This window comes from Pseudoalteromonas sp. CST2, assembly GCF_028599385.1.
GTDB classification, from domain to species: Bacteria; Pseudomonadota; Gammaproteobacteria; order Enterobacterales; family Alteromonadaceae; genus Pseudoalteromonas; species Pseudoalteromonas atlantica.
Map to the genome: position 1 here is coordinate 149,747 of NZ_JAQREO010000004.1, position 24,507 is coordinate 174,253.

General features: G+C 39.9%; 22 protein-coding genes and 1 tRNA gene. 18 read left to right on the plus strand and 5 right to left on the minus strand.

Translation table 11 applies throughout. The annotated features are described in order from the left end of the window. The first annotated feature begins 3 nt into the window (after positions 1-3). Both PSH41_RS07590 and PSH41_RS07595 read left to right on the plus strand, forming a co-directional pair. Positions 4-279 carry a YfcL family protein gene (locus PSH41_RS07590; RefSeq protein ID WP_004587288.1) on the plus strand — a complete coding sequence of 92 codons (276 nt, stop codon included), beginning with the start codon at positions 4-6 and terminating at the stop codon, positions 277-279. A gap of 151 nt (positions 280-430) precedes the next feature. Continuing rightward, positions 431-1,987, plus strand: coding sequence for an AbgT family transporter (locus PSH41_RS07595; protein ID WP_273588975.1), 1,557 nt, complete (start codon positions 431-433; stop codon positions 1,985-1,987). A gap of 81 nt (positions 1,988-2,068) precedes the next feature. Here the strand turns inward: PSH41_RS07595 and PSH41_RS07600 are convergent, their stop codons facing one another. From PSH41_RS07600 to PSH41_RS07610, 3 genes are all read right to left on the minus strand, one after another. After that, positions 2,069-2,404: a hypothetical protein gene (locus tag PSH41_RS07600; protein ID WP_273588974.1), complete on the minus strand. Its 336-nt coding sequence runs from the start codon at positions 2,402-2,404 to the stop codon at positions 2,069-2,071. A gap of 387 nt (positions 2,405-2,791) precedes the next feature. Then, a complete protein-coding gene (locus PSH41_RS07605; RefSeq protein ID WP_004587284.1) occupies positions 2,792-4,609 on the minus strand; it encodes a DEAD/DEAH box helicase in 1,818 nt (605 codons plus the stop codon). Positions 4,610-4,771: 162 nt separating this feature from the next. Continuing rightward, positions 4,772-5,035: a GrxA family glutaredoxin gene (locus PSH41_RS07610; protein ID WP_004587283.1), complete on the minus strand. Its 264-nt coding sequence runs from the start codon at positions 5,033-5,035 to the stop codon at positions 4,772-4,774. Between the two features lie 261 nt (positions 5,036-5,296). On the opposite strand from PSH41_RS07610, the gene PSH41_RS07615 reads away from it, so the two are divergent. The 9 genes from PSH41_RS07615 to PSH41_RS07655 all read left to right on the plus strand — a co-directional run bounded on the left by PSH41_RS07615 (position 5,297) and on the right by PSH41_RS07655 (position 15,054). Further along, a complete protein-coding gene (locus PSH41_RS07615; RefSeq protein ID WP_273588973.1) occupies positions 5,297-6,328 on the plus strand; it encodes a response regulator in 1,032 nt (343 codons plus the stop codon). A gap of 21 nt (positions 6,329-6,349) precedes the next feature. Next, the gene (locus tag PSH41_RS07620) at positions 6,350-6,946 is read left to right on the plus strand and encodes an isochorismatase family cysteine hydrolase (RefSeq protein WP_004585874.1); all 597 of its coding nucleotides are present in this window, start codon (positions 6,350-6,352) and stop codon (positions 6,944-6,946) included. Further along, positions 6,939-9,758 (plus strand): PAS domain-containing protein, encoded by a 2,820-nt coding sequence (locus PSH41_RS07625; RefSeq protein ID WP_273588972.1) that lies wholly within the window; start codon positions 6,939-6,941, stop codon positions 9,756-9,758. The genes PSH41_RS07620 and PSH41_RS07625 overlap by 8 nt, the downstream gene beginning before the upstream one ends. Before the next feature lie 538 nt (positions 9,759-10,296). Then, positions 10,297-10,587: a hypothetical protein gene (locus PSH41_RS07630; RefSeq protein ID WP_024033795.1), complete on the plus strand. Its 291-nt coding sequence runs from the start codon at positions 10,297-10,299 to the stop codon at positions 10,585-10,587. A 298-nt stretch (positions 10,588-10,885) separates the two neighbouring features. Beyond that, positions 10,886-11,707, plus strand: coding sequence for a putative bifunctional diguanylate cyclase/phosphodiesterase (locus PSH41_RS07635; RefSeq protein ID WP_223230600.1), 822 nt, complete (start codon positions 10,886-10,888; stop codon positions 11,705-11,707). 86 nt (positions 11,708-11,793) lie between these two features. Beyond that, positions 11,794-12,165: an Hpt domain-containing protein gene (locus PSH41_RS07640; protein ID WP_138577442.1), complete on the plus strand. Its 372-nt coding sequence runs from the start codon at positions 11,794-11,796 to the stop codon at positions 12,163-12,165. An 11-nt stretch (positions 12,166-12,176) separates the two neighbouring features. Beyond that, positions 12,177-13,571, plus strand: coding sequence for a sigma-54-dependent transcriptional regulator (locus PSH41_RS07645; RefSeq protein WP_273588971.1), 1,395 nt, complete (start codon positions 12,177-12,179; stop codon positions 13,569-13,571). Between the two features lie 258 nt (positions 13,572-13,829). Next, a complete protein-coding gene (locus PSH41_RS07650) occupies positions 13,830-14,360 on the plus strand; it encodes a peroxiredoxin-like family protein (protein WP_054982203.1) in 531 nt (176 codons plus the stop codon). A 247-nt stretch (positions 14,361-14,607) separates the two neighbouring features. Then, positions 14,608-15,054 carry an Hsp20 family protein gene (locus PSH41_RS07655; protein ID WP_004585880.1) on the plus strand — a complete coding sequence of 149 codons (447 nt, stop codon included), beginning with the start codon at positions 14,608-14,610 and terminating at the stop codon, positions 15,052-15,054. A 57-nt stretch (positions 15,055-15,111) separates the two neighbouring features. On the opposite strand, the gene PSH41_RS07660 is transcribed toward PSH41_RS07655, so the two are convergent. Together PSH41_RS07660 and PSH41_RS07665 are read right to left on the minus strand one after the other, a co-directional pair. Further along, on the minus strand, positions 15,112-16,668 hold the full coding sequence (locus PSH41_RS07660; protein ID WP_273588970.1) for a cryptochrome/photolyase family protein: 1,557 nt from the start codon (positions 16,666-16,668) through the stop codon (positions 15,112-15,114). Positions 16,669-16,758: 90 nt separating this feature from the next. Further along, entirely contained in the window at positions 16,759-17,220 is a 462-nt protein-coding gene (locus PSH41_RS07665) for a globin (protein WP_273588969.1), read from the minus strand. 377 nt (positions 17,221-17,597) lie between these two features. Here PSH41_RS07665 and PSH41_RS07670 point away from each other — a divergent pair. The 7 genes from PSH41_RS07670 (at position 17,598) to rpsO (ending at position 24,471) form a co-directional block, all read left to right on the plus strand. Further along, positions 17,598-17,674: transfer RNA gene (locus PSH41_RS07670), tRNA-Met, on the plus strand. Positions 17,675-17,954: 280 nt separating this feature from the next. Continuing rightward, on the plus strand, positions 17,955-18,410 hold the full coding sequence (gene rimP / locus PSH41_RS07675; protein WP_004585883.1) for a ribosome maturation factor RimP: 456 nt from the start codon (positions 17,955-17,957) through the stop codon (positions 18,408-18,410). Between the two features lie 38 nt (positions 18,411-18,448). Continuing rightward, on the plus strand, positions 18,449-19,948 hold the full coding sequence (nusA, locus tag PSH41_RS07680) for a transcription termination factor NusA (protein ID WP_004585884.1): 1,500 nt from the start codon (positions 18,449-18,451) through the stop codon (positions 19,946-19,948). 25 nt (positions 19,949-19,973) lie between these two features. Continuing rightward, positions 19,974-22,631, plus strand: a complete 2,658-nt coding sequence (gene infB, locus PSH41_RS07685) for a translation initiation factor IF-2 (protein ID WP_004585885.1) — start codon at positions 19,974-19,976, stop codon at positions 22,629-22,631. A gap of 109 nt (positions 22,632-22,740) precedes the next feature. Next, on the plus strand, positions 22,741-23,148 hold the full coding sequence (gene rbfA, locus PSH41_RS07690; protein ID WP_004585886.1) for a 30S ribosome-binding factor RbfA: 408 nt from the start codon (positions 22,741-22,743) through the stop codon (positions 23,146-23,148). Next, on the plus strand, positions 23,148-24,092 hold the full coding sequence (gene truB / locus PSH41_RS07695; protein WP_273588968.1) for a tRNA pseudouridine(55) synthase TruB: 945 nt from the start codon (positions 23,148-23,150) through the stop codon (positions 24,090-24,092). The genes rbfA and truB overlap by 1 nt, the downstream gene beginning before the upstream one ends. A gap of 109 nt (positions 24,093-24,201) precedes the next feature. Then, complete coding sequence (gene rpsO / locus PSH41_RS07700) at positions 24,202-24,471, plus strand: 30S ribosomal protein S15 (RefSeq protein ID WP_004585888.1); 270 nt, start codon at positions 24,202-24,204, stop codon at positions 24,469-24,471. The last annotated feature ends 36 nt before the right edge of the window (positions 24,472-24,507 follow it).

A 24,507-nucleotide genomic window follows, 5' to 3' on the forward strand; every position in this document is an offset into this window, starting at 1 on the left:
ACAATGAGTTTAGTGAATTATATTGATGCTGCGCAGCAATACTTTGATGATTTAGTAATTAAAGCAACAGATGATGAGCTGTTCGCTGGTGGTTACTTGCGCGGACATTACGACCTTGCCGTAGGTTATGCAGAAGTAGAAGAGCTGACAATTTCTATTGATGAGCTCAACGAAACCGTGGAACAAAGCTTAGTAAAAGCATACCGCAATGGCGAGCTAAACGAAGAAGATAAAACCTTGGTTGTTAGGCTTTGGGAAGAAGTGAAAGCCCTCGCTTAACCGATGTTTAGTTCACAATTATGAAAACGCGGCGACGATAATGAAGCCGCGTTTTTTTATGCTCTATTTGTGCCCATAATAGATTTATTAGTTAATTTACTGTTACACATTAATAGTATATTGTTACTTAAACCTATTTTGGGAGCTTTAAATGAACAATAATAATCAAGCTGCGGTACCTACAGGGTTAATCGCACGTTTTTTAAACTTTGTGGAGCGAGTTGGTAACAAACTTCCCGATCCGGCGATTATTTTCTTATTCGCTATGTTACTTATTTGGTTGTGCTCGTGGTTACTGTCGGGGGTGAGCTTTGACGCGTTAGACCCACGGACAGGCCAAGCCATTGTTGTAAATAACCTATTAGAGGGCGACTCACTCGCCTCGTTTTTATCTTCCATGGTAAAAACCTTTACAGGCTTTGCACCGCTAGGGGTGGTACTGGTTGCCATGTTAGGTGTGGGAGTGGCTGAGCACTCGGGTTATATCAATACAGGCCTTAAGCTAATGCTTAAAGTTACCCCAAGGCAACTGCTAACCCCTTCAGTCATTTTGGTAGCTATTGTAAGCCATACAGCAACCGATGCTGGCTACGTATTAGTGATCCCATTAGCGGGTGTTATTTTCTTTGCCGCAGGGCGACACCCATTAGCGGGTATTGCAGCCGCATTTGCTGGTGTGAGTGGTGGATTTGGCGCTAACTTTATCCCATCAGGAATAGACCCATTACTGCAAAGCTTTACCCAAAGTGCAGCGCAAATTATTAACCCCGATATGTCGATTAACCCCCTTAATAACTGGGCGTTCACTTCTGCCTCGAGTTTATTTATTGTGTTATTAGGCTGGTATATCACTGACAAAATAATAGAGCCTCGGTTAAAAAACACAGCACTTAATGAAGACACCCAAAACTTACCCGCGTTTGATGAAGCTAAAAGTGATGAAAAACGTGCTTTTTTTATAGCCAGTAGCGTAATGATTGCAGGACTTGCTTTACTTGCATTTGTATCCGCTCCTGCCGATTCAGCAATGCGCAGTGCTGATGGCTCACTAACTAATTTTAGATCGCCCCTGATGCAATCTATCGTGCCTTTAATCTTTTTATTATTTTGGATACCCGGTGCCGTGTATGGTTTTACCGTTGGTACCTTTAAAACCTCAAAAGATATGATAGATGCGATGAGTACCGCGATGAGTGGCATGGCTTATTACATTGTAATGGCGTTCTTTTGTGCGTTATTTATTGCTGCGTTTTCTAAGTCTAACTTAGGGGCATTAATGGCCATTGAAGGGGCGCAGCTTTTAAAAGCAATGGAGTTGCCCAGCGCCGTAACAGTTATGGGTATTATATTTTTAACCGGCTTTGTAAACTTGTTCGTTGGCTCAAGCTCAGCAAAATGGGCATTACTAGGGCCTATTTTTGTACCAATGTTAATGCAACTAGGTATATCACCCGATTTAACCCAAGCGGCTTACAGAATAGGGGATTCTAGCTCAAACATAATTACGCCACTCATGCCGTATTTCCCATTGGTTGTGGTGTACTGCCAAAAGTACGTAAAAGATACCGGTATAGGCACGCTCATCGCGCTTATGATCCCTTACTCAATCGCGTTTATGATTGGCTGGAGTATTTTCTTGCTAGGGTATTGGGCACTCGGTATTCCGTTAGGGTTAGATGCGAGTTACGTTTATCCGGCGTTACCTTAACTTAAACCTTAATTTATGAACCTCACTCACTGGAGTGAGGTTTTTTATATAAAAATGCAGTAATGTAAAAAGTAGTGTTAATTACCTTTCTAATTCTCTCACTATATAGCCAAATAAACTGGCCTCACCAACAATATACACATAATCGTTTTTGTTATTCATTATTGTAGATTTATCGTCGTACCATCTAAAGTCGTGCGTTTTGTTAGTTGTAGGGTCTTTAAAGTATAAACGAGTACAACTATCTTCATAATCAGACCCACATTCTTGTACATCAGTGAGGATATATTCCTTATACCAATAATCGCCTTGCGTGTAGTAAGCCCATAACTCAATGGGGGCAGAGAGTATAAAATAGAGAGTTGCATAGATTAACAAAGGGAGTAATGGGTAGGTGAAGATTAATGATAACTTCATTTTTGTATCTGAAAAGCTATCTTTAAGGCGCTCTCTATAGTCACTGCAGCGTCTATATTTTTTGATTACAAGTACATGGAGATAGATAAATGATGCCCCGCAAAAAATAGGCAGCGCTATATAAAAAATAGCCTCATAAATTTTATTTTCGATAAATGGCGGATCGGTAAAATCCATTAACATAAGCATGGCAATGCTCAGTATTGGAAAGCTTATTATTGCTGCAAAGAGCAAGTTGTCATAATACTTTTTCAATGTGAATTCATCCGTGAATTATAGTTTTTTCTTAGTTTACAGAATTTTTATTTTTTTCAAAAGCAGTGGCTTTAAAACAAAAAAACCTTGGCACTTTCGTGGCAAGGTTTTTTATAACGTAAGCTATAAAGCTTAGTTAGATGTGAAGCTCACAGGGCGACGTTCTTTACGAGGACCGCCACGTTTATCACCGCGTTGGTTGTCTTTGTTAAAGCTACGCTTTTTATCACCACTTGGGCGCTCAGCGCGTTCACCACGTGGCTCAGCTGGGCCTTGATCTTGTGTTAGTGTCATACCCATTGGGCGTTTACAAATAAACACTTTTTGGAAGTGATCAAGTACATCTTTAGGCATGTTTTGCGGTAATTGAACCGTACTGTGACTGTCGTGTAGACGAATGTCACCAATAAACTTGCTTGAGATATCAGCTTCGTTAGCAATCGCGCCAACGATGTTTTTAACCTGTACACCGTGCTCACGACCCACTTCGATACGGTAAGTATCCATAGGGCCTGCATCGCGGCTGTTACGCTCGCGAGGTTTACGCTCAGGGCGGTCACCACGTTCGTTACGACGACGGTCATTACGATCGCCACGCTCGTTACGTGTATTACGCTCGTTGCGAGGTTGAATCTTAACTTCTTCAACTTTAATTGGCGACTGTTGCTGTGCTAAACACAGTAACGCACCCGCTAGGTCTTCTAAAGATAAGTCTAGTTTTTGCGCCATGCTAGCAGCAACTTCATTGAAGAACGTAATGTCTTTGTTTTCAAGAGCAAGCGTAAGCTTTTCTTTTAACGCATTAATACGTTTTTCTTCAACTACTTTAGCTGTAGGTAGCTCAACCTGTGCAATTTCAGACTTAGTATGACGAATGATATTTTTAAGTAAATAACGCTCGTTATGCTTAACAAATAAAATTGCTTTACCAGTACGACCAGCACGACCTGTACGACCGATACGGTGAACGTAGGCTTCTGAGTCTTGTGGAATATCGTAGTTGATAACTAAGCTTAAACGGTCTACATCAAGACCACGTGCTGCTACGTCTGTTGCAATAACAACGTTTAGCATACCGCTTTTTAAGCGATCTACCGTGCGTTCACGTGCTTGCTGGTTCATGTCACCATTGAGTGGCGCAGCAGAGAAACCTTCGCGCTCTAGTAACTCAGCAAGTTGCACTGTGTCGTTACGTGTACGTACGAAAACAATAGCACCTTCGTATTGCTCTGCTTCTAAGAAACGAACAATGGCTTTGTTTTTATGTACGTGTGCATTCCAAAACACTTGCTCAACAGATGATACAGTTGAGTTACGCGCAGAAATATGAACCTGTTCAGGGTTATTCATATATTTGCTGCTGATGTTTTGAATTTGCTTAGGCATGGTCGCAGAGAAAAGACATGTTTGCTTTTCGCGCGGTGTTTTTTCCATGATGTTTTCAACATCATCGATAAAGCCCATACGTAACATTTCATCGGCTTCATCAAGTACAAGTGCTTGTAAAGCATCAAACTTGATAGTGCCACGGTTTATGTGATCGATTAATCGACCCGGAGTAGCAACAATAATTTGTGCGCCACGACGAAGTGCGCTTAATTGAATGCTGTAGCTTTGGCCACCGTACAGTGCTAATACTTCAACACCACGAGTACCTTTTGCATATTGTTCAAATGCCTCAGCAACTTGGATCGCAAGCTCACGTGTAGGTGTGAGTACAAGGATCTGTGGCTGTTTCACAGACGGGTCAATATTGTTTAGTAACGGCAGTGCAAATGCTGCAGTTTTACCTGTACCCGTTTGTGCTAGTCCCAGTACGTCCTTTCTTTCTAGCAATAACGGTATACATTGAGCTTGGATTTCAGATGGTGTCTTGTAACCCAACTCTTCAACTGCCTTTAAAATTGCAGGAGAAAGATTTAGAGATTCAAACGTGACTGGTTCTGACATTAATACGCCTCAACGAATTTAAAGAGGCGCGCATTGTATAGGAAATACGAGGCAATTGCTTGTATAAATTACAACTAATTTGTATGTGCTTGATGTTGGTCGAAATTCAACCAGTTTAAATTTTTGATTTTTTAAACTGGTTAACAAGCTATATACAAAGCGTTATTTATATAGGCCTAGATTTTCTTTTGCGTAAGCTTCAAATTCAGTAAATCCACCAATGTGAGTTTGATCTACAAAAATTTGCGGCACAGTTGGGCATGGTTTTCCTGCAGACTTTTCTAAATCCGCTTTGCTAATGCCTTCTTTGATAATATCGATGTAACGAAACTTAAAATCATCACGCTCATTTGATAGTTGCTCGGCAACGTCTTTAGCACGTACACAAAATGGACAGCCTTCGCGGCCAAAAATTACTGTAAGCATAATACTCTCCTCAATTTAGTTGGGTTCATATTAAACGATTAATTAATAATTTAAAGCGCAAAAAATCGATTGGTTAATTCTGTTTTACTGTTAACTCGCTTAATTACTCATTTGCCATGCATTTTGAATTGCAATTTGCAAAAGCGCATTTATGCAAAGGATGTGTAATTTTTAAATTTAATGAATTCATCGTATTAGTAAAGACGCTGCAAGTGGCATGTAAATTGATATTTAACTACAGAGCCATTCTTATTAGGAACGATGATGAGTAATAACAGCCATGTTTTAGAAATTATTCAAGGGGTAATTGCCCGCTTTTGCAAAGCAGACAACACAAATGTGGCAATTACACTCATCAACAAATTACAGTGTAATTATATTTGTTTACAGGTGTCTCCTGAGCAAATGATTATCCAGTGTGAAGCGTTTATTTTGCCTTCGCTAAAAGCCGCTAAAAGCCATTTTTTGCTAACAGTAGAGGCCAATTTACAGGGCATTAATTTAAATTACTGGGTAGATTCGAATCCTCAAATGCACACCATTGATATACACGGTTTACTTGCAACCCGTGAGCCAATTTCAGCGGTAGATACAAACAAAGAGCTTATTAGCGCAGCTAATAGTAAAGTCGACTTAGAGCAAAGTATTCATTACCTAGTTAATTTAAGTGCGCAAAACTATGGTTTAAAACTCGCCGACAGCAACCACACCAACGCTTTAAAAATTGAAGATGCGCGTCACCTATCTGCAGAGCAACTTGCGAGTAATTTTTTAAATAATGGGGCGTCTCAGAGTATAAAAATTTGCGCATTTGATGCGCTCAGTGAGCTGCAAAGCCATCACGCTATTTCTCAACCTGTATTGGCGTGGCCGTTTTTTGATACTGACTTAGTAAATGCGGTTAATAATTTAAATACCCACAGCAAATTATCTGTATTGGTTGCTGATGACAGCTTGCCAAGCCAAGTTGCGACCAAAGTCATGCTTGAAATGCTTGGCTGCGCAGTAACCTGTGCAGAAAATGGCTCAAGTGCCTTACTTATTGCCCAGCAAGAACCTTTCGATTTACTGCTGTTGGATGAGCGTATGCCAGGTATGTTTGGCAGTGATGTAGCTCAGCAGCTCATTAAACAAAACACCCCAAACGATAACACGCCAAAAGTTATTTTAACGGGCATTACTGAGGAGCAACAAATTGCTCAGTTGTTCGAAAAAGGGGTGACGCACTATCTTCAAAAACCGGTAACAAAAGCTGTATTAGAAGAGTTTATTAAGCCTTGGCAAGCTGCCTAAAGGCCCGTTTAGGAGGACGTTATGAACGATTTATCAAAAACAGCTTTGCTGCTCATTGGTTTTCAAAATGATTACTTTTCGCCTGATGGCATTTTATACCAAGTGGTTGAAGAGTCATCAAGAGTAACCGGCGTGGTAAATAACACGTTAGCGCTGCTCGACAAGTACATAGATAAATTTGCATTAGTGCTCAGTACGCCTATTCACTTTACACAAGATTATAGCGAGCTTAAAAACCCAATTGGTATTTTAAAAGTGATTGCCGAAGTAGGGGCTTTTAAAGCCGACTCTTATGGTGCTCAAGGCATTAAAGAATTTGATAAATATGGCAAACGGATTATGCAAATACCCGGTAAACGCGGGTTAAATGCGTTTACTCATACAGAGCTTGCAAATGTGCTTAACAAAAATGGCATCACTAACATTGTTTTAGCAGGCACGGTGACCTCTATTTGCATTGACTCTACGGCGCGCTCTGCTGTAGAGCTTGGCTTTAATGTAACGGTACTTAATGACTGCACATCAAGCAGAACGCCGTTTGAGCAATCATTTTACTGTGAAGAGGTTTTTCCGCTTTATGCCAAGGTGTGCAGCCATACAGAATTAGTAAATGAATGAGGCGCATATGGAAGAAAAAGACGAGCTACAAGTACAAGTTCATTACGCGCTAATAGAGCAGCTTTCTGCAAACACCCGCAGGCAAACTAAGTTACTTGCCTTACTTGATGAGTGTGTATTTGAATGTGATAAACATTTAGTGTTTAGCTACGTGAACGAAGCATGGCTTAATAAGTTGGGTTTTACGCCGGCCATGCTCATAGGTAAAAAAATCACATCTCTGTTAGAGACCAAAGACTCGTTAAAGCTGTCAGCGTATATTGAGTCTATTTTTGAAGGCGTTTTTAGTGCCAGTATAGAGCTGCAAGTAAAAAATAATGACGGCCTTACTAACTGGTTTGAAATGCGCTTGGCCTGCGACGATAGCGGCGGGTTTATTGGCTCGTTACACGACATTCAACGACATAAAGATTACCAATACTTACTCACCCAGCAACAAGAGTACGCTAAGCGACTTTCGTTAGTGGCAAGCCACACCAATAATTTAGTTATAATTACCGACCGATTTGGCAAAATAGAATGGGTTAATAAAAGCTTTGAAACGCTTACTAGTTATAAATGTGAAGAAGTCATCGGGCTTAGCCCCGGTAAACTGTTGCAAGGGCCTAAAACCAGCCTAGAGTCGCGCCAGTTAATGGCTAAAGCGATTAAAAATGCCGAGCCTTTTCAAATAGAAACCGTTAATTATGATAAAAATAAAAACGAATACTGGGTTGCTATTGATGCTACCCCTGTAAAGGATGATGACGGTAATGTTAAGCATTTTATAGCCATAGAAACCAACATTACCCAGCGTGTAAAAGCTGAACAAGCCATAGCAGAAATAGAATATAACTACCACTCTGTGGTCGATAACATCCCTGATATTGTATTGAGGTTAGATGCGCAGGGCGGGTTATTGTTTATGAACAAAGCATGGCAAGATTTTTTCCAAACAGACATAAATAAACACCTTGGCTTACCCATTGCTAATTTTGTAATGGGCGAGGATGTGGAAAAGCTAAATACTGCACTTACAGGCTACAGTAGTGGCAACCGAGAAGTTAAACGTTTAGATATTAGGTTAACCAATGCGCTTAATGAGCCAAATTGGGTTGAAATGACCCTCACACCCATTACTTCATTTAATGGCACACACTTAACGTCTATAGCGGCGACCGTGGTTGATATTCAAGAACGTGTGATAGCTGAACAAATACTCTTAGATGCTAAGCACCAGGCTGAATCGTTGGCTGAGTCTAAAAGTCGCTTTATGGCCAATATAAGCCATGAAATACGCACACCTTTAAATGCAGTGATTGGCTGTGCAGATATCTTACACGACACGGGGCTTACAACAGATCAAAAACGTTACACCCAAATGATTAAAACAAGTTCAGATGCATTATTGAGTATTTTAGATGACGTGCTGACCTACTCACGCTTTGAAGCGCAAGCAATCTCAATAGATAATCAGCCATTTAGCCTCGATATTTGCTTAGAAGAAGCTATTGATATTGTAAGTGAAAGCGCCGTGCAAAAAGGCCTCGAACTTATTTTTGATCTGCACCCTGATGTTCCTGCGCAGGTGGTGGGCGATCATGGTCGTATTAGGCAAATTGCAATAAATTTACTCTCCAATGCCATTAAGTTTACTCAAAAGGGTTCACTTATAGTGACAGCACAGTGTGTTGAGTTTGAAAATAATAAATTTACGTTGCAGCTTAGCTTTAAAGATACAGGAATAGGCATTGCGCAAAACAAGCTCGAGAGTATGTTTAAGCCGTTTATACAATCGGATAACTCTATCACTCGGGAATATGGCGGCAGTGGCTTAGGTTTAGCCATATGTAAGCAAATATGTGATGCTGCAGGGGGCAGCATTACTGTTAACTCGCAGTTTGGTAAAGGGAGTGAATTTATTGTGAATTACCCTTTATTAATAGATACAAGCGAGCAGGTGCAAAGAGAAGGCTTTTCTGCCAGAACTAAAAAGCCCTATGTGTGTGTGATAAGTAAAAACTTGCCATTAAACAAGGCGGTAGAGCATATGCTTACTCGCCATTCGATAGATTTTTCACGCCTTGAAAACATCGAAAAGCTAGACAGTATCGATACGCCCGACGCTATTGTTACCACTAATAAAGCCGATTTAGACGCAGCGCAACAATTTTTAAAAAGTTACAAGAGCCTAAATAAACCGTGTTTATTACTCATAGACCTACTGGGTAAAAACCAAAAAACAGAGGCGCCGAGCTCTGGTATGTTGATGTTTAATGGGCCTTTTAAGCCTTCGCATTTACCCAGAGCGATTGCTGCGCTTGAGGAAGAGCTTTTTCATCTTGATATTATTTTTACTAATAAAAAAGAAACCACACTAAACACAGCCACTATTAATGCTCAGCCATTTAAAGGTACGCACGTACTCGTGGTTGAAGACAATAAAAATAACCAAATTGTGATTCAGCAATTTTTAGAGCAGCAAGGGTGCTTAGTTAAAATAGCCAGTAATGGGCAAGAGGCGATTGAAAAAGTTAAAACGCAAACAATAGATTTAATATTTATGGATATTCAAATGCCAATTTTAGACGGTATTTCTGCCACTAAAAAAATCAGAGAGTTAGCTATTGTCACCCCTATTATAGCGTTAACAGCGAATGCGATTCATGGTGATAAAGAGCGTTTTATTAAAGCAGGAATGAATGACTATTTAGCTAAACCAATTATTAGCGAAAAACTCAATTTGCTCTTAAATCAATACTTACCAAAACTTAATGACGCTAAACACTCTAAGTTAGAGCGCATTAACGAAATTTGGTCATTATTAAAGTAACAAGCAATGCAACCGTGCTTTTAGGTAAATAGTTATAGATGGCCTTAAGGTATTTGTGATTAAAGTTTTTAGTTGTTAAGTAAATAAACATAAATAGTGGGTTTAGCAAAAATTTAACCTCAAAAGGTTAAAATTGACTGTTTTCTCAAAAAAGCGGTGGCGATTGAGTATTGCGTAGTCAATTACTTTTACTGCCTAAAAAGCCTTAATGTATTAAAAAATTATTAAATAGCACTAAAATACTAGTTCTTTTTGATTTTAAATTTTTTTCGGGTTGGTTCTTAATGATTATTTTTAAATTGGTTTGCATTTTGCAAATCAAAATGAAATTGAATCTCATAATGCAAATATCCGCTCAGCTATTTTTTATTCTCCCTATCAAAGTAATTCATTTACCCATTGATTTATAAAGACTTAAATTTTTTATCATCATTAAATTTATTATGGCATGGCTTTCGCAATATAAACACCAAGTAGAGCGAAGTTATCATTGATATAAATTTGCTAAGTAGTTAAATAAATTTTAAGGGTGTCCATTATGCAAACTAATACTAAAGTTAAACAGCAACCAAAAAAAATGTCTTTTGTTCTTACTCCAGAGTTAATGGTGCTGTCTATTATTATTGTTGCAGCTGTTATTGTTGGTGCAACAGCGCTGCGAGGCACCGTTACTATTGAACCTGTTAATAAAGGTAATACAGAGATGTTCACCAATAAATTTAGTAATAGTGATTTAGATAATGCCACTATTGAAAGCAACACATTAAACTACGCTCAAAACATAGATGAGCAATCTGCCCAATCAGGCACACAAGGTTTAAACAACTAAACAATACTTCTCCTTTAGTATTTATTTCGGCTGACTCTAAGCAATTAGGTCAGCCTTTTTATTTTTAAAGCCACTTTATACCCAAACCATCGCTTACTCCTGCTCCCACTTTAAATCAGCTTGCGTGTCAGTGTGATTTGCAAAATGCAAATATACCTATCAATAATTTTAGACTAACAGCCCGCTTTTAACTAATTGAATTTTATGTGTTTATTTTTTATTTTGACGGGGCGTTTTGGTCTGCAATTTGCAATTTATGTAACAAGCTTACGGTGAGCCCTTATTTGTGGAGAAATTTATGAATGCTTTTAAAAGTTTAGAGCCTATCAATACGGTCAACATTGCACGCTGGCATGAACTTGAGCAAATTATGGCTCATGCAATGAAAAACCATTGTTTTAATATGGTGTACCAGCCGCTTGTATCTTTAACAAGTGGGCAATTAGTTGGCTTTGAATCATTAGTGCGCTGCGAATCTTCACGCTATGGTGTTGTTGGCCCAGATGAATTTATTCCGCATGTAGAACAGTCAGGTATGATTTTAGATTTAGGTGATTGGATTTTTAAGCAAACCCTAAGCGATTTAAGCCAAATGAGAAAAATAGGTATGAATGATATAACTATTTCATTGAATATTTCGCCGGTACAAATTATTGAAGGGGATGTGTTTTCTAAAGTAATGAGCTTACTTGATAAGTATAAAATAGACCCCGCAGCCATAAAAGTAGAATTAACAGAAACAGCATTAATAAAAAGTCCGCAGCGTATTGCTAAAACATTTGAGCATTTTCATAAAGAAGGGGTAAAAATTTGGCTAGACGATTTTGGAACGGGCTATGCCTCTTTAGGCCTTTTAAGGCAGTTTAATATTGATGGGCTAAAAATAGATCGCAGCTTTATAAGTGGCATTACAACGAACAATGAAGACTTTACCCTGTGTAGCGCAATTATTGCTATGGCGCAAAGACTCGGGTTAGAAACCATTGCTGAGGGGATTGAACAGCGCGAGCAATTACAAATATTAGAGCAGCTAGGGTGTGATGTAGCACAAGGTTACTTACTCGGAAGACCAAGCAGTTTAGCTAATAATACGGCGACATGGGTAAAAATGTACACTTAACTTAATGTTCAGATTTGCAAAATGCGAAAAACGACTTACTCTAAATGTATAAAGCTTCGTATCACAATAATAAATAAAGGCCTAATATGCCAATACCTGAAGAATATATTGATAACACCATCACTCAAGCTCATGTGCTAGCGCAATTAGAGCAAGATGTTGGCTCACTCACTTTAGTAAGGCTGGTAAACTTATTTATTAATGAATTAGAAGAAATGCGAGTTCGTCTTAAAAATGCAATTGATGAGCAAGATGAAGATAATATTAAAGATATAATGCACGTACTTAAAAATTCTGCGGCGCTATATGGCGCATTAACTTTGGCAGCCCTTGCCAGTCAATTACATGATTACCCCCCCGTTACCATTGAAGAAAATATTCACGCTGCTCAGATCGTTCAACATAATCTAGAAAAAACCCACGCTGCATACCAAGTTATTGCTAATAATATTACCTAAAAGGCTCTGCCATGAACGATTCTCAAAAAAAATCACTGGTTTACATAGTAGAAGACAGCATTGCAAGCGGGGCTCTTTATGCGAGTCAATTAGAGCAAGCAGGGCACGAATGTAAACACTTTACCGATGGCTACTCGGCCTTGGTAGGTATAAAAGAGATGATGCCTGATGTCATTGTCCAAGATGTTTGTTTACCCGATATTAGTGGCTTAGAAGTGCTGCAGTTTGTTAAAAAGCAAGAAAAGCCCGCTAACGTAGTCATGATCACCTCAAATAGCTCTATTGATGTTGCAGTAGAGGCAATGCGTTTAGGTGGTTTTGATTTTTTAGAAAAACCGTTTTCAGGCCAGCGCTTAGTGAGCGCCGTAGATAGCGCGCTTTCGCAAAAAGCACCTCCTGCAGTTAAAATTCAAGAACAAAAAGCGCAAAACACTTCCGGGTTTATTGGTGAATCGTTAGCAATGCAAACGGTGTTTAGGCTTTTAGATAGTGCAGCACGAAGCAAAGCATGTGTTTTTATTACCGGTGAGAGTGGCACAGGTAAAGAGGTGTGCGCGCAAACTTTGCACGACACTAGCCCACGAAGTGAAGGGCCATTTATTGCAATTAACTGTGCTGCTATTCCAGGAGAGTTATTTGAGTCAGAGTTTTTTGGCCATGTAAAAGGGGCCTTTAGCGGAGCGCTAAGTGACAGGAAAGGGGCTGTAGAAGTTGCAAACGGTGGTACTTTATTTTTAGATGAGCTGTGTGAAATGGAGCTCAACCTACAAGCTAAGTTATTGCGTTTTTTACAAACGGGTGCGTTTAATCGGGTAGGTAGTAGCGAGGTTTTACACAGTAATGTAAGGCTAGTGTGTGCAACAAATAGAAGCCCTGTAGTTGAAGTTGCCGAAGGGCGTTTTAGAGAAGATTTATACTATAGGCTTAATGTTATTCCTGTAAAGTTACCTCCGCTACGCGAGCGAGCTGGCGATATAATGTTGCTTGCAAAGCATATTTTAAAGCAAAAAAGTGAAAGTAACGCTAAGTTATTCCATCGCTTTTCAAAAGAAGTTGAAAACCTTTTTTGCAACTACGATTGGCCAGGTAATATCCGTGAGCTGCAAAATGTTATCGAAAATATCGTTGTTATCAACGAGGGTGAGGTAGTTGAGTTAGATATGTTGCCAAGCTCATTTGGTGTTAATTCTGCTATTCCAATCAAAAATACCAGCTCGTCTCAATCTGCAGAGCAAATACAAACTAACTCGCTTATGGGCGTACACGACATAGAGCCCCTTTGGCAGGTTGAAAAAAGGGCAATAGAGTCGGCAATAGCCGTATGCGATGATAACATTCCACTTGCTGCGGCCTATTTAGGCGTAAGCGCCTCGACTATTTACAGAAAAATAAAAGGTTGGAGTTAGCTTTACGTTTCTTACTTACACCTGCCTGGTGTTTATACTGTGCTAATGCTACTTAAAAAGAGCAAGGTGCCTGTTTTATCTAACATTTTATTATTCTGCTTACAGCTTATAATTCTCCTAATCACATTAAACAAGGCTACTTAATAAAAGCTAGCCGCCTGCCATTTCGTTCTCAGTTACATTTTCATGGTTGAAATAAACAAAGATACCCTAAGCTCTATTACTACACCCTAAGTTTAATAGTAAAAGGAGATCATAATGAGTAACGTTAATTTACAGCCAGCGAGTGTAATGCAGCCTTTAGTGGTAAGCGATTTAGATAACAATGACGTGAATTTAGTTGACCGCGTAAGCGACAAGCCTTGGAAAATGATAGTGGTGTACAGAGGCCAGCATTGCCCTAAATGTACCGAGCAACTCAATGAGCTTGCAACAATGCATGACGATTTTGCCAGCGCAGGTGTAGAAGTTGTAGCAGTAAGTGGCGATAGCGAAGAGCAGCTTAAAAAGCATCTTGAAAAAATAGACGTAAATTTCCCTCTTTATTACAATTTAACCATTGAGCAAATGACTGATTTAGGCTTATACATTAGTGAACCGCGCAGTGATGCTGAAACAGATCACCCATTTGCTGAGCCTTGTATTATTGTCTTAAACGAAGATAACCAAGTACAGATGCTTGATAAATCAAATAGTCCATTTGTTCGCCCAAGCCTTAAGCAGGTGCTAGGCGGTATTAAATTTTCACGCGAAAACGACTACCCAATTCGCGGTACTTTTATTAAGTAACGTGTATTGAGTAATTTGATGAATATACGAAGAGGGCACTTTTTTGTGCCCTTTTTTATTTTTTTTCACTTTTTTTAATTTAATTACTTGAAAACTATTTTACTGCCCATAAATAGTTTAGTGAGGACGCCTGATGGGTCCCAAAAAATACAGAAGTTATTGAAATTTATATTATTAATTTAATTATGTTGTACTTGTTCAAACGAAAAGTAACAACATTATATCGCTTAAATATGAGGATATTATTATGCGTACAGTAGACTTATCACCACTTTATCGTTCATTCATCGGCTTTGATCATTTAGCATCTTTAATGGATGCGGCAGCTCGTACAGACAAGCAGCCTAGCTTTCCTCCTTATAATATCGAAGCACTAGATAAAGACAAATACAGAATCACTATGGCCGTTGCTGGTTTTAGTGAAAATGAACTGACCATTGAGTCAGAGAACAACACTTTAAAAGTTGCAGGCACTAAACCAAACAAAGATGAAAATGAAGAGCGCAAGTTTATTCATCAAGGTATTGCGGAACGTAACTTTGAGCGTAAGTTTCAACTTGGGGATCATGTAAAAGTACTCGGTGCCGATTTAGCCAACGGTCTGCTTAGCATTGATCTAGAGCGCGAAATCCCAGAAGCACTTAAACCTCGTAAAATTGAAATTGGCGGTGGAAACCTAATCGAAGGTAAATAATCGCTAATAAACATTTCCCTGATTGTAGCCGCCTCAACTGAGGCGGCTTTTTCGTTTTTATAACTCGTTTATATGCGTTAAATAATAATTTGCTTGGGCTAAGGTCTGCTGTTGAAGTTGGGGTGTTTGTTTATCCCAGTTTCTATAAACCATGCCAATGCGTGAGTTTTTTTCAAGTAATGCGCGGTGTTTATCCATAAATTGCCAATATAAGCTGTTGTAAGGACACGCCTTCTCACCTACTTTTTGCTTAACATCATAATGACAGTTTTTGCAGTAATCGCTCATTTTATTGATGTAGTTACCACTAGCTGCATAGGGTTTAGTGGCGATAATAGCATCATCTGCAAATTGGCTCATGCCACGGGTGTTAGGCATTTCAACCCATTCAATGGCATCAATATAAACCCCTAAATACCACTGGTCGACTTCATTAGGGTCGATGCCTGTTAATAAACAAAAATTACCAATGATCATTAATCTTTGAATATGATGAGCGTATGCGGTGTCTAAGCTCTGCGTTAATGCATGGCTTAAACAGTTCATTTTTACATTACCCTGCCAAAAGTACCCTGGTAACGACTGGTTGGCCTGTAATTGGTTTTTTTGTGCATAGTCGGGCATGTTTGCCCAATATATACAGCGAACATATTCACGCCAACCTAGGATTTGCCTAACAAAGCCCTCTACTTGAGAAATCGAAATTGTGTCGGGATGAGCATTAAATTCGTCAATTACACGCCTAATAACGTACAGCGGGTGGATTAACTTGGCGTTTAAAGCAAATGATAAACGGCTATGGTACAAGCTGGGGTTATTTGTAACTTGGTCGGTCATTGCATCTTGAAACTGGCCGAAATTTTTTAGTAGGTGGATACAAAAATACTCTAAACACGTTTTGGCTTGTTTGCGAGTGAGCGGCCATGGCAGCTGCTGAGGATTTATTTCACCAAAGTAATTTACGTTATGTTTTTTAAGTCTGCTAATGATAGAGCTTACATCGTTATTAAATAATTTTGGCGGGGGGATAGCGTTTAAATCTGCTTTTTTAAATTTGTTTCTGTTATTACTATCAAAGTTCCATTGACCTCCTTGCGGGCTACTCCCATCCATAAGAATAGTGTATTGCTTGCGCATAGCGCGATAAAAGTGCTCCATAGTCACATGTTTGTTTTTTTCAAACCGCTCGTTAATACGTTCAAATGGCAGCATAAAATGCTCGGTGTCATAGGCTTTAACAAGAAGATCAGACTCTTTTTTAAATTTACTTAGCTGTGCTTTGAGACGAAATTCATCAGGGTATTGATAATGTATTTCACTGCAACGATACTGTTTAGCTATGCGCGTGAGTAAATCAGGTAAGGTTTTGTCTTGGTGGGTATCATCTAGGGTAAGGTGAAGTGTGCTGTAATCCGCGCTTTGTAAAGCTGTAGCAAAACGCTCCATCGCATAAAAAAAAGCACATAACTTTTGCACATGGTGCTTAACGTAATTGGTTTCTTGTTTTAACTCGGCAATTAAATAAAGCGTATCAGGCTCTTTTTCTTTAAACCACGAATGCGAAGCATTAAGTTGATCACCTAAAATTAGGCGCAACACTTTATAATGAGCCATAAACCACCTAAATTTAGTTGTACGTAAAAAGCGACAACGTGGATCTAGGTAGTTTGCTCATACGTGTATAAAAGCTAAAGCTTGTATTACTTAAAGCTTACTTGTGCGAAGTTGAGTGATTTTTTGCTCAAGCGAAATAACATTTGTTTTGTTAAACAAAGTTGTATTAGTAAAACTTTCAAAATAACGAAGCGCTTTTTGCCAAGCAAACTGTGTTTGTGCGGTGAATAAACGCCCTAAGTGCTCGTTTAAGGTATCGTAAAAGGCATCGCACAGTAGCGATATTTCTTTTGGTGTAACGCCCATCTTTTTTAAGTATTGCAAGTGAAAGGTTAAAAATGGGGCAACAGAAGATGGGTTATCTAAATGCCTAACTATACGTTCTAAAACACAATATAAAATATAACTTTTTTCGTTAAAATAAGCGGCACTTGGGTACTGCATTGTTATATTTGACTCTTCAAGCTTTGCATGAAAGCGCGCGGTAAACGCATGAAAGTTTGGCTTAACTATATGCAAACTTTTAATTAACTGTGGCTGATAAGTATTCATTAGCAATCTCATTAAATTTTGTAATTTTTATTTTTATCCACATCGGTGAGCTTTTAGTATAGTGCGTTGCTCAAATATCGCACGTAATCTAAACGTAAAAAGCACAAAATTGTATCAGTTTTATGAATTTTAGATATTTTATTTATGAATATATGGCTTTTTACGTACATATTAGTGACGTTACGATTACCATTTTTAACGTCTGCATAATCATAGTACATACTGGTGAAGCTTAAAATGGGGGGTCACTGATTTTATCAAACTTATTAGTTATTATGGTTGCTAATTACCCCGTATATCCTTATAATAGCCGCCATTGTTTAGCGGTTGATTAACCACTAACAGCGATATTGAATTTTAGGTTTAATATCTATTGGCGCGGGATGGAGCAGCCTGGTAGCTCGTCGGGCTCATAACCCGAAGGTCGTCGGTTCAAATCCGGCTCCCGCAACCAATTTTTATAGTAGGTATATCCTTACTAATTCTATATCGCGCATTCTAAGTAATGCGCGTTTTGCGTTTAAGCTAATGTAGTTTAATTTGGTCAGTGTAATGACCCGCAGCCAAGCTTGGCCTGAGGCCACACAGTTTTATGCTTTATTGGTGTGACGCCCCGCTTGGTTCGGGGCGTTGTTGTATCTGCACCATTGATTTATGGCTTTGTCATTAAATCAAAACTTAAACTCAGTATTTTAGGGCTATAAGCCCTTTTTTTGTTTGTATGGAGGATTTTCGTGACAAAACTTGAGCAAGATTTATTAACCATGCTTACGCCTGCAGTAGAAATGTTAGGCTTTGAATTACATGGTCTTGAGTTTGTACAAGCAGGCCGCCATTCTACCTTAAGGGTTTATATTGACCATGAGGATGGAATATCTGTTGATAATTGTGCGGATGCGAGTCGCCAAATTAGTGCGATTTTAGACGTCGAAGACCCAATTACAAATGAATATGATTTGGAAGTATCGTCTCCTGGTGTTGATCGTCCATTATTCAAACAAGATCATTACGAGAAGGCGCAAGGAGAGGAAGTACGTGTGCGTACTAAGCTTCCACAAGACGGTCGCCGTAATTTTAAAGGCGACTTAGTAGCAGTTAGCAGTGATATGATCACACTTAAAAGCGATGGCGAAGAGCACTTAATCATGCTTAGCAATATCGAACGTGCGAACATCATCGCAAAGTTTTAATTCGAGTGCGAAGGAATAGGGCAAGCGAGGCATTACCCATGGCAAAAGAGATATTATTGGTTGCTGAAGCCGTTTCCAATGAGAAAGCGGTTCCAAAAGAAAAGATTTTTGAAGCGTTAGAGTTCGCTCTAGCAACAGCGACAAAGAAAAAACACGATGGCGAAATTGAAGTACGTGTATCAATCGACCGTAAAACCGGTGATTACGACACGTTCCGTCGTTGGCAGATTGCAGAAGTTCAAGAAGATGGTTCTTTAGAAAACCCTTACAGCGAAATCACATTAGAAGCAGCTCAAGTTGAAGAACCTGACTTGCAACTGGGTGATTATGTTGAAGAACAGATTGAATCTATCAAATTCGACCGCATAACTACACAAATGGCAAAGCAAGTTATCGTACAAAAAGTACGTGAAGCTGAGCGCGCTTTAGTTGTAGAAGCTTATAAAGATCAAGAAGGCGAGCTAGTAACAGGTGTCGTTAAAAAAGCAACACGTGATGCAATCGTACTTGATTTAGGTAACAACGCAGAAGCGGTTATTTACCGTGACGATATGCTGCCACGTGAAAATTTCCGCCCGGGTGACCGTATCCGTGGTCTTCTTTACGAAGTTAAACCTGAAGCTCGCGGCGCACAGTTATTTGTAACGCGTTCAAAACCAGAAATGCTGATGGAATTATTCCGCATTGAGGTGCCAGAGATTGGCGAAGAAATGATTGAGCTTCGTGCTGCAGCACGCGATCCGGGTTCACGCGCTAAAATCGCCGTTAAATCTAACGACAAGCGTATTGACCCAGTAGGTGCGTGTGTTGGTATGCGTGGTGCACGTGTTCAAGCTGTATCATCAGAACTTGGTGGCGAGCGTGTTGATATCGTACTTTACGATGACAACCCAGCGCAGTTTGTTATTAACGCAATGGCACCGGCTGAAGTAGCTTCAATCGTAATGGATGAAGACACTCATTCAATGGATATCGCTGTAGAAGCTGATAACCTAGCACAAGCAATTGGTCGCAATGGTCAAAATGTTCGTTTAGCAAGCCAATTAACTGGCTGGGAACTAAACGTAATGACTGTTGAAGACATGCGCGCTAAAAACGAAGCAGAGTCAGATAAGTTAATTAACTTATTTACTGAAAACTTAGATATTGATGATGAATTTGCATCATTACTTATCAACGAAGGTTTCTCAACACTTGAAGAAGTAGCATATGTGCCGGCTTCTGAGTTTTTAGAAATCGACGGCCTAGATGAAGAAACGGTTGATTTACTGCGCTCACGTGCAAAAGATGCATTAACCACTAAAGCGCTTAAAACGGAAGAAAGCTTAGAAGGTGTAGAGCCTGCTGAAGACTTACTTGCGCTTGAAGGCTTAGAGCGTCATCTAGCATTTGTTATGGCAAGCAAGGGTGTAATTACACTTGAAGACTTAGCTGAGCAAGGTATTGATGAATTGGTAGATATTACAGAGCTAACACCTGAAAAAGCAGGTGAGCTAATTATGGCTGCACGTAATATTTGTTGGTTCGCAGACGAGTAATTTATTAACGGAGGTATTACACACTATGGCAGAAGTAAATGTTGAAAAACTAGCCGGCGATATAGGTACAACTGTTGATAAATTGCTTCAGCAATTTTCACAAGCGGGTATCACTAAAAAAGCAGGTGATAATGTAACCGAAGCTGAAAAAGCACAGTTACTTGATCACTTAAGCAAATCGCACGGTGGTACTGGTTCAGATGGCCCAGCACGTATGACTTTACAACGTAAGAGCAAAAGCACATTAAGTGTAACGGGCTCTACGGGTAAGGCAAAAGCTGTTCAAGTTGAAGTTCGCAAAACACGTACTTACGTGAAAAAGAGCGCAATGGAGCAAGAGCAAGAACAGCAACGTCTAGCCGCTGAAGAAAAAGCGCGTATCGAAGAGCAGCAAAAAGCTGCACAAGAAGCCGCTGAATTAAAAGCGAAACAAGAGGCAGAACGTAAAGCAAAAGAAGACGCTGATCGTAAAGCCAAAGAAGAAGCTAAACGCAAAGCAGATGCAGAGCGTAAAGCTAAACAACAGCAGATGACCCCAGAGCAAAGTGCTAAGTCTGAGAAAGATCGCATCGAAGCTGAGCGTCTGCAGAAAGAAGCAGAAGAGGCCGCATTGAAGAAAGCTGAAGAAGAAGCGAAACGTCAAGCAGAAGAGGCAAGAAAGCTAGCTGAAGAAAATGAAGCTCGCTGGAAAAAAGAAGAAGAAGAACGTAAGAAACGCGAAGAAACCGCGGATCACCATCTTACGACTTCTACTTATGCACGTGAGGCAGAAGATGTTGCCGATGCACGTGATGAGCAAGGTTCACGCCGCGCGAAGAAAAAGAAAAAAGCCCCAGCAAAAGATAAATTTGCAGGCGCTAAAGGCCGTAAAGGCAAGCTAAAAGCACCTACATCATTGCAACATGGTTTCCAAAAACCTACTGCCGATGTTAAAAATGAAGTGCGTATTAGCGAAACAATTACAGTAGCTGAGCTTGCATCGCGCATGGCTGTTAAAGGCGCTGAAGTTGTTAAAACAATGATGAAAATGGGTGACATGGTTACCATTAACCAAGTGATTGACCAAGAAACAGCACAACTTGTTGCTGAAGAAATGGGTCACAAAGTTATCATCGTTAAAGAAAACGAATTAGAGCAAACAGTACTAAATGACCGTCATGAAGATGGTAAGTCTGAGCCGCGTGCGCCAGTAGTAACTGTAATGGGTCACGTTGACCATGGTAAAACATCAACGCTTGATTACATTCGTTCAGCTAAAGTTGCATCAGGCGAAGCCGGTGGTATTACACAGCACATTGGTGCATACCACGTTGAAACTAACGGCAACATGATCACTTTCTTAGATACACCAGGTCACGCCGCGTTTACATCAATGCGTGCACGTGGTGCTAAAGCGACAGATATCGTAATCCTAGTGGTTGCAGCTGACGATGGTGTAATGCCACAAACTAAAGAAGCGGTACAGCATGCTCGCGCAGCTGGCGTTCCTTTAATCATTGCTGTAAACAAAATGGATAAAGAAGGCGCAGATCCAGATCGCGTTAAAAACGAGCTAGCTCAGCTAGACGTTATTCCTGAAGATTGGGGCGGTGATACGCAGTACGTTCATATCTCAGCTAAAACAGGCTTAGGTATTGATGACTTACTTGAAGCTGTTCTTATGCAATCTGAGCTTTTAGAGCTTCGTGCTCCATCAGAAGGCATGGCAGCAGGTGTTGTAATTGAATCTCGTCTTGATAAAGGACGTGGTCCGGTTGCTTCTATCTTAGTTCAATCAGGTACCCTTAACCAAGGTGATATCGTACTGTGTGGTCTTGAATACGGCCGTGTTCGTGCAATGAAAGACGAAAACGGTAAAGACATTAAATCAGCAGGTCCTTCTATTCCAGTTGAAATTTTAGGTCTATCTGGTATTCCGGCTGCAGGTGATGAAGCGACTGTTGTTAAAGATGAGCGTAAAGCGCGTGAAGTTGCTTTATACCGTCAAGGTAAATTCCGCGACGTTAAATTGGCTCGTCAGCAAAAAGCGAAGCTTGAAAACATGTTTACTAACATGGCTGAAGGCGATGTATCAGAAGTTAACGTGGTACTTAAAGCAGACGTTCAAGGTTCAATCGAAGCAATTTCAGACTCACTAACTAAGCTTTCTACTGATGAAGTAAAAGTGAAGATTGTTGGTTCTGGCGTAGGTGGTATCACCGAAACTGATGCAACACTTGCTGCTGCATCTAACGCAATCGTAGTTGGCTTCAACGTTCGTGCCGATGCATCTGCACGTAAAGTGATTGATACTGAAAACTTAGACCTTCGCTACTACAGCGTAATCTATGCGCTAATCGAAGAAGTTAAGCAAGCCATGTCTGGTATGCTTGCTCCTGAGTTTAAGCAAGAGATTATTGGTCTTGCTGAAGTACGTGACGTGTTTAAATCTCCAAAAATTGGCGCAATTGCTGGTTGTATGGTTACTGAAGGTACTATTAAACGCAGCGCACCAATTCGTGTACTACGTGATAACGTGGTTATTTACGAAGGTGAGCTTGAGTCACTACGTCGCTTTAAAGATGACGTTCAAGATGTTCGTAACGGCATGGAATGTGGTATCGGCGTTAAGAACTACAACGATGTTCGCGTTGGTGACCAAATCGAAGTATTCGAAACAGTTGAAGTACAACGTACACTTTAATTGCTCGTAAACTAAGATTGTAAATGGGGGCTTTGCCCCCATTTCTGTATCCATTATTTAATTAACTTATTATTTTAATTCAGTAAGTTATGATTTTAGGAAAACAATCATGAGAGAATTTTCTCGCACTGATCGTGTTGCTCAGCAAATTCAAAAAGAAATTGCTGTAATTTTACAACGCGAAATTAAAGATCCGCGCTTAGGCATGGTGACAGTGTCTGCGGTAGAAGTATCGCGCGATTTATCTTACGCAAAAGTTTTTATTACGGTGTTTAATACCGAAGATGAAAACAAAGCAAAAGAAAGCGCAAAAATACTTAACGAAGCAACGGGCTATATCCGCTCGTTACTGGGTAAGCGTATTCGTGCTCGTATAATGCCTGAGCTTAAATTTGTAGTAGATAACTCACTAATGGAAGGGATGCGTATCTCTAACTTAGTGGACTCGGTTATTCGCGAAGATAACGCTAAACATGTTGATGATGAAACTGATAGCGAAGAAGGCACTAAAGACTAATGGCAAGACGCAGTAAAGGCCGTCCGATTGATGGTATTTTGTTGTTAAACAAATCTCAAGGCATTTCATCGAACAAAGCCCTACAGCAAGCTAAAGGTATTTATTTTGCCCAAAAAGCTGGCCATACCGGTGCGCTAGACCCACTGGCCACTGGCATGCTACCTATTTGCTTTGGTGAAGCGACCAAGTTTACCCAATTTTTGCTCGATACAGATAAAACCTATGTGGTAAGAGCAAAGCTAGGTGAGCGTACAACTACCTCTGATTCAGATGGCGAAGTGGTTGAAACCCGTGATGTAAACGTTACCACTGAACAGTTAGCTGCAGAAATTGAAAAGTTTTTAGGCGAGTCAGATCAGTATCCATCAATGTACTCAGCGCTTAAATATGAAGGTAAGCCTTTATATAAATACGCGCGTGAAGGCATTGAAGTACCGCGTAAATGCCGAAAAATAAACGTGTTTAGCTTAACGCTTGATGAGTTTGATGAAGCAAACAACGAAGTACAAATGACCGCCCATGTATCTAAAGGGACGTACATTCGTACCATTGTTGATGATTTAGGCGAAAACCTAGGCTGTGGCGCACATGTTATTATGCTGCATCGCTCAGCGGTTGGCCATTACCCTAAAGATAAAATGGTATCGCTTGAGCACCTTGAAACCTTATTAGCCAAGGCTAAAGAAGAAGAGATTGCCCCTTCTACATACCTTGATGAATTACTATTGCCAATGGATAGTGCATTGGTTGATTTACCCGTTGTAGAAATTAGCAAAGAGCAGGGCGTTTCGTTTAGCCATGGCCAAGCAGTAGTACTAGGCACTGATTTACCCGAAGGGGCAATTAAAGTTCTTGCTGATGGTGTGTTTATTGGCACCGGTGAGCGCAACCCTGACGGGCATTTAAAATCAAAGCGTGGCTTGTCTAATCAGCAACCCGAGTAAACTTTAACTTGTAGTTATTCTCATAGTTGGTAGAATACGCCCGCTTAATCGTTTTGGCTGAATTAGTGATCGGCTAAAGCACCTATTAAATTTAACTTTTGGAGTTATTATGTCACTAAGCAATCAAGAAAAAATCGATATCATTGCTAAATTTGCACGTGCTGAAGGCGACACTGGTTCACCTGAAGTACAAGTAGCTTTACTTACTTTTGATATCAACAAGCTTCAAGGTCACTTTGCTGACCACAAGCATGACTTCCACTCACGTCGTGGTCTGCTTCGTAAAGTAAGTACTCGCCGTAAATTGCTTGATTACCTTAAAGGTAAAGATATCTCGCGTTATACTGCGTTAATCCAAGAGCTTGGCCTACGTCGCTAAGAACTTGATTACGAGAAAAGGAGCTTTATAGCTCCT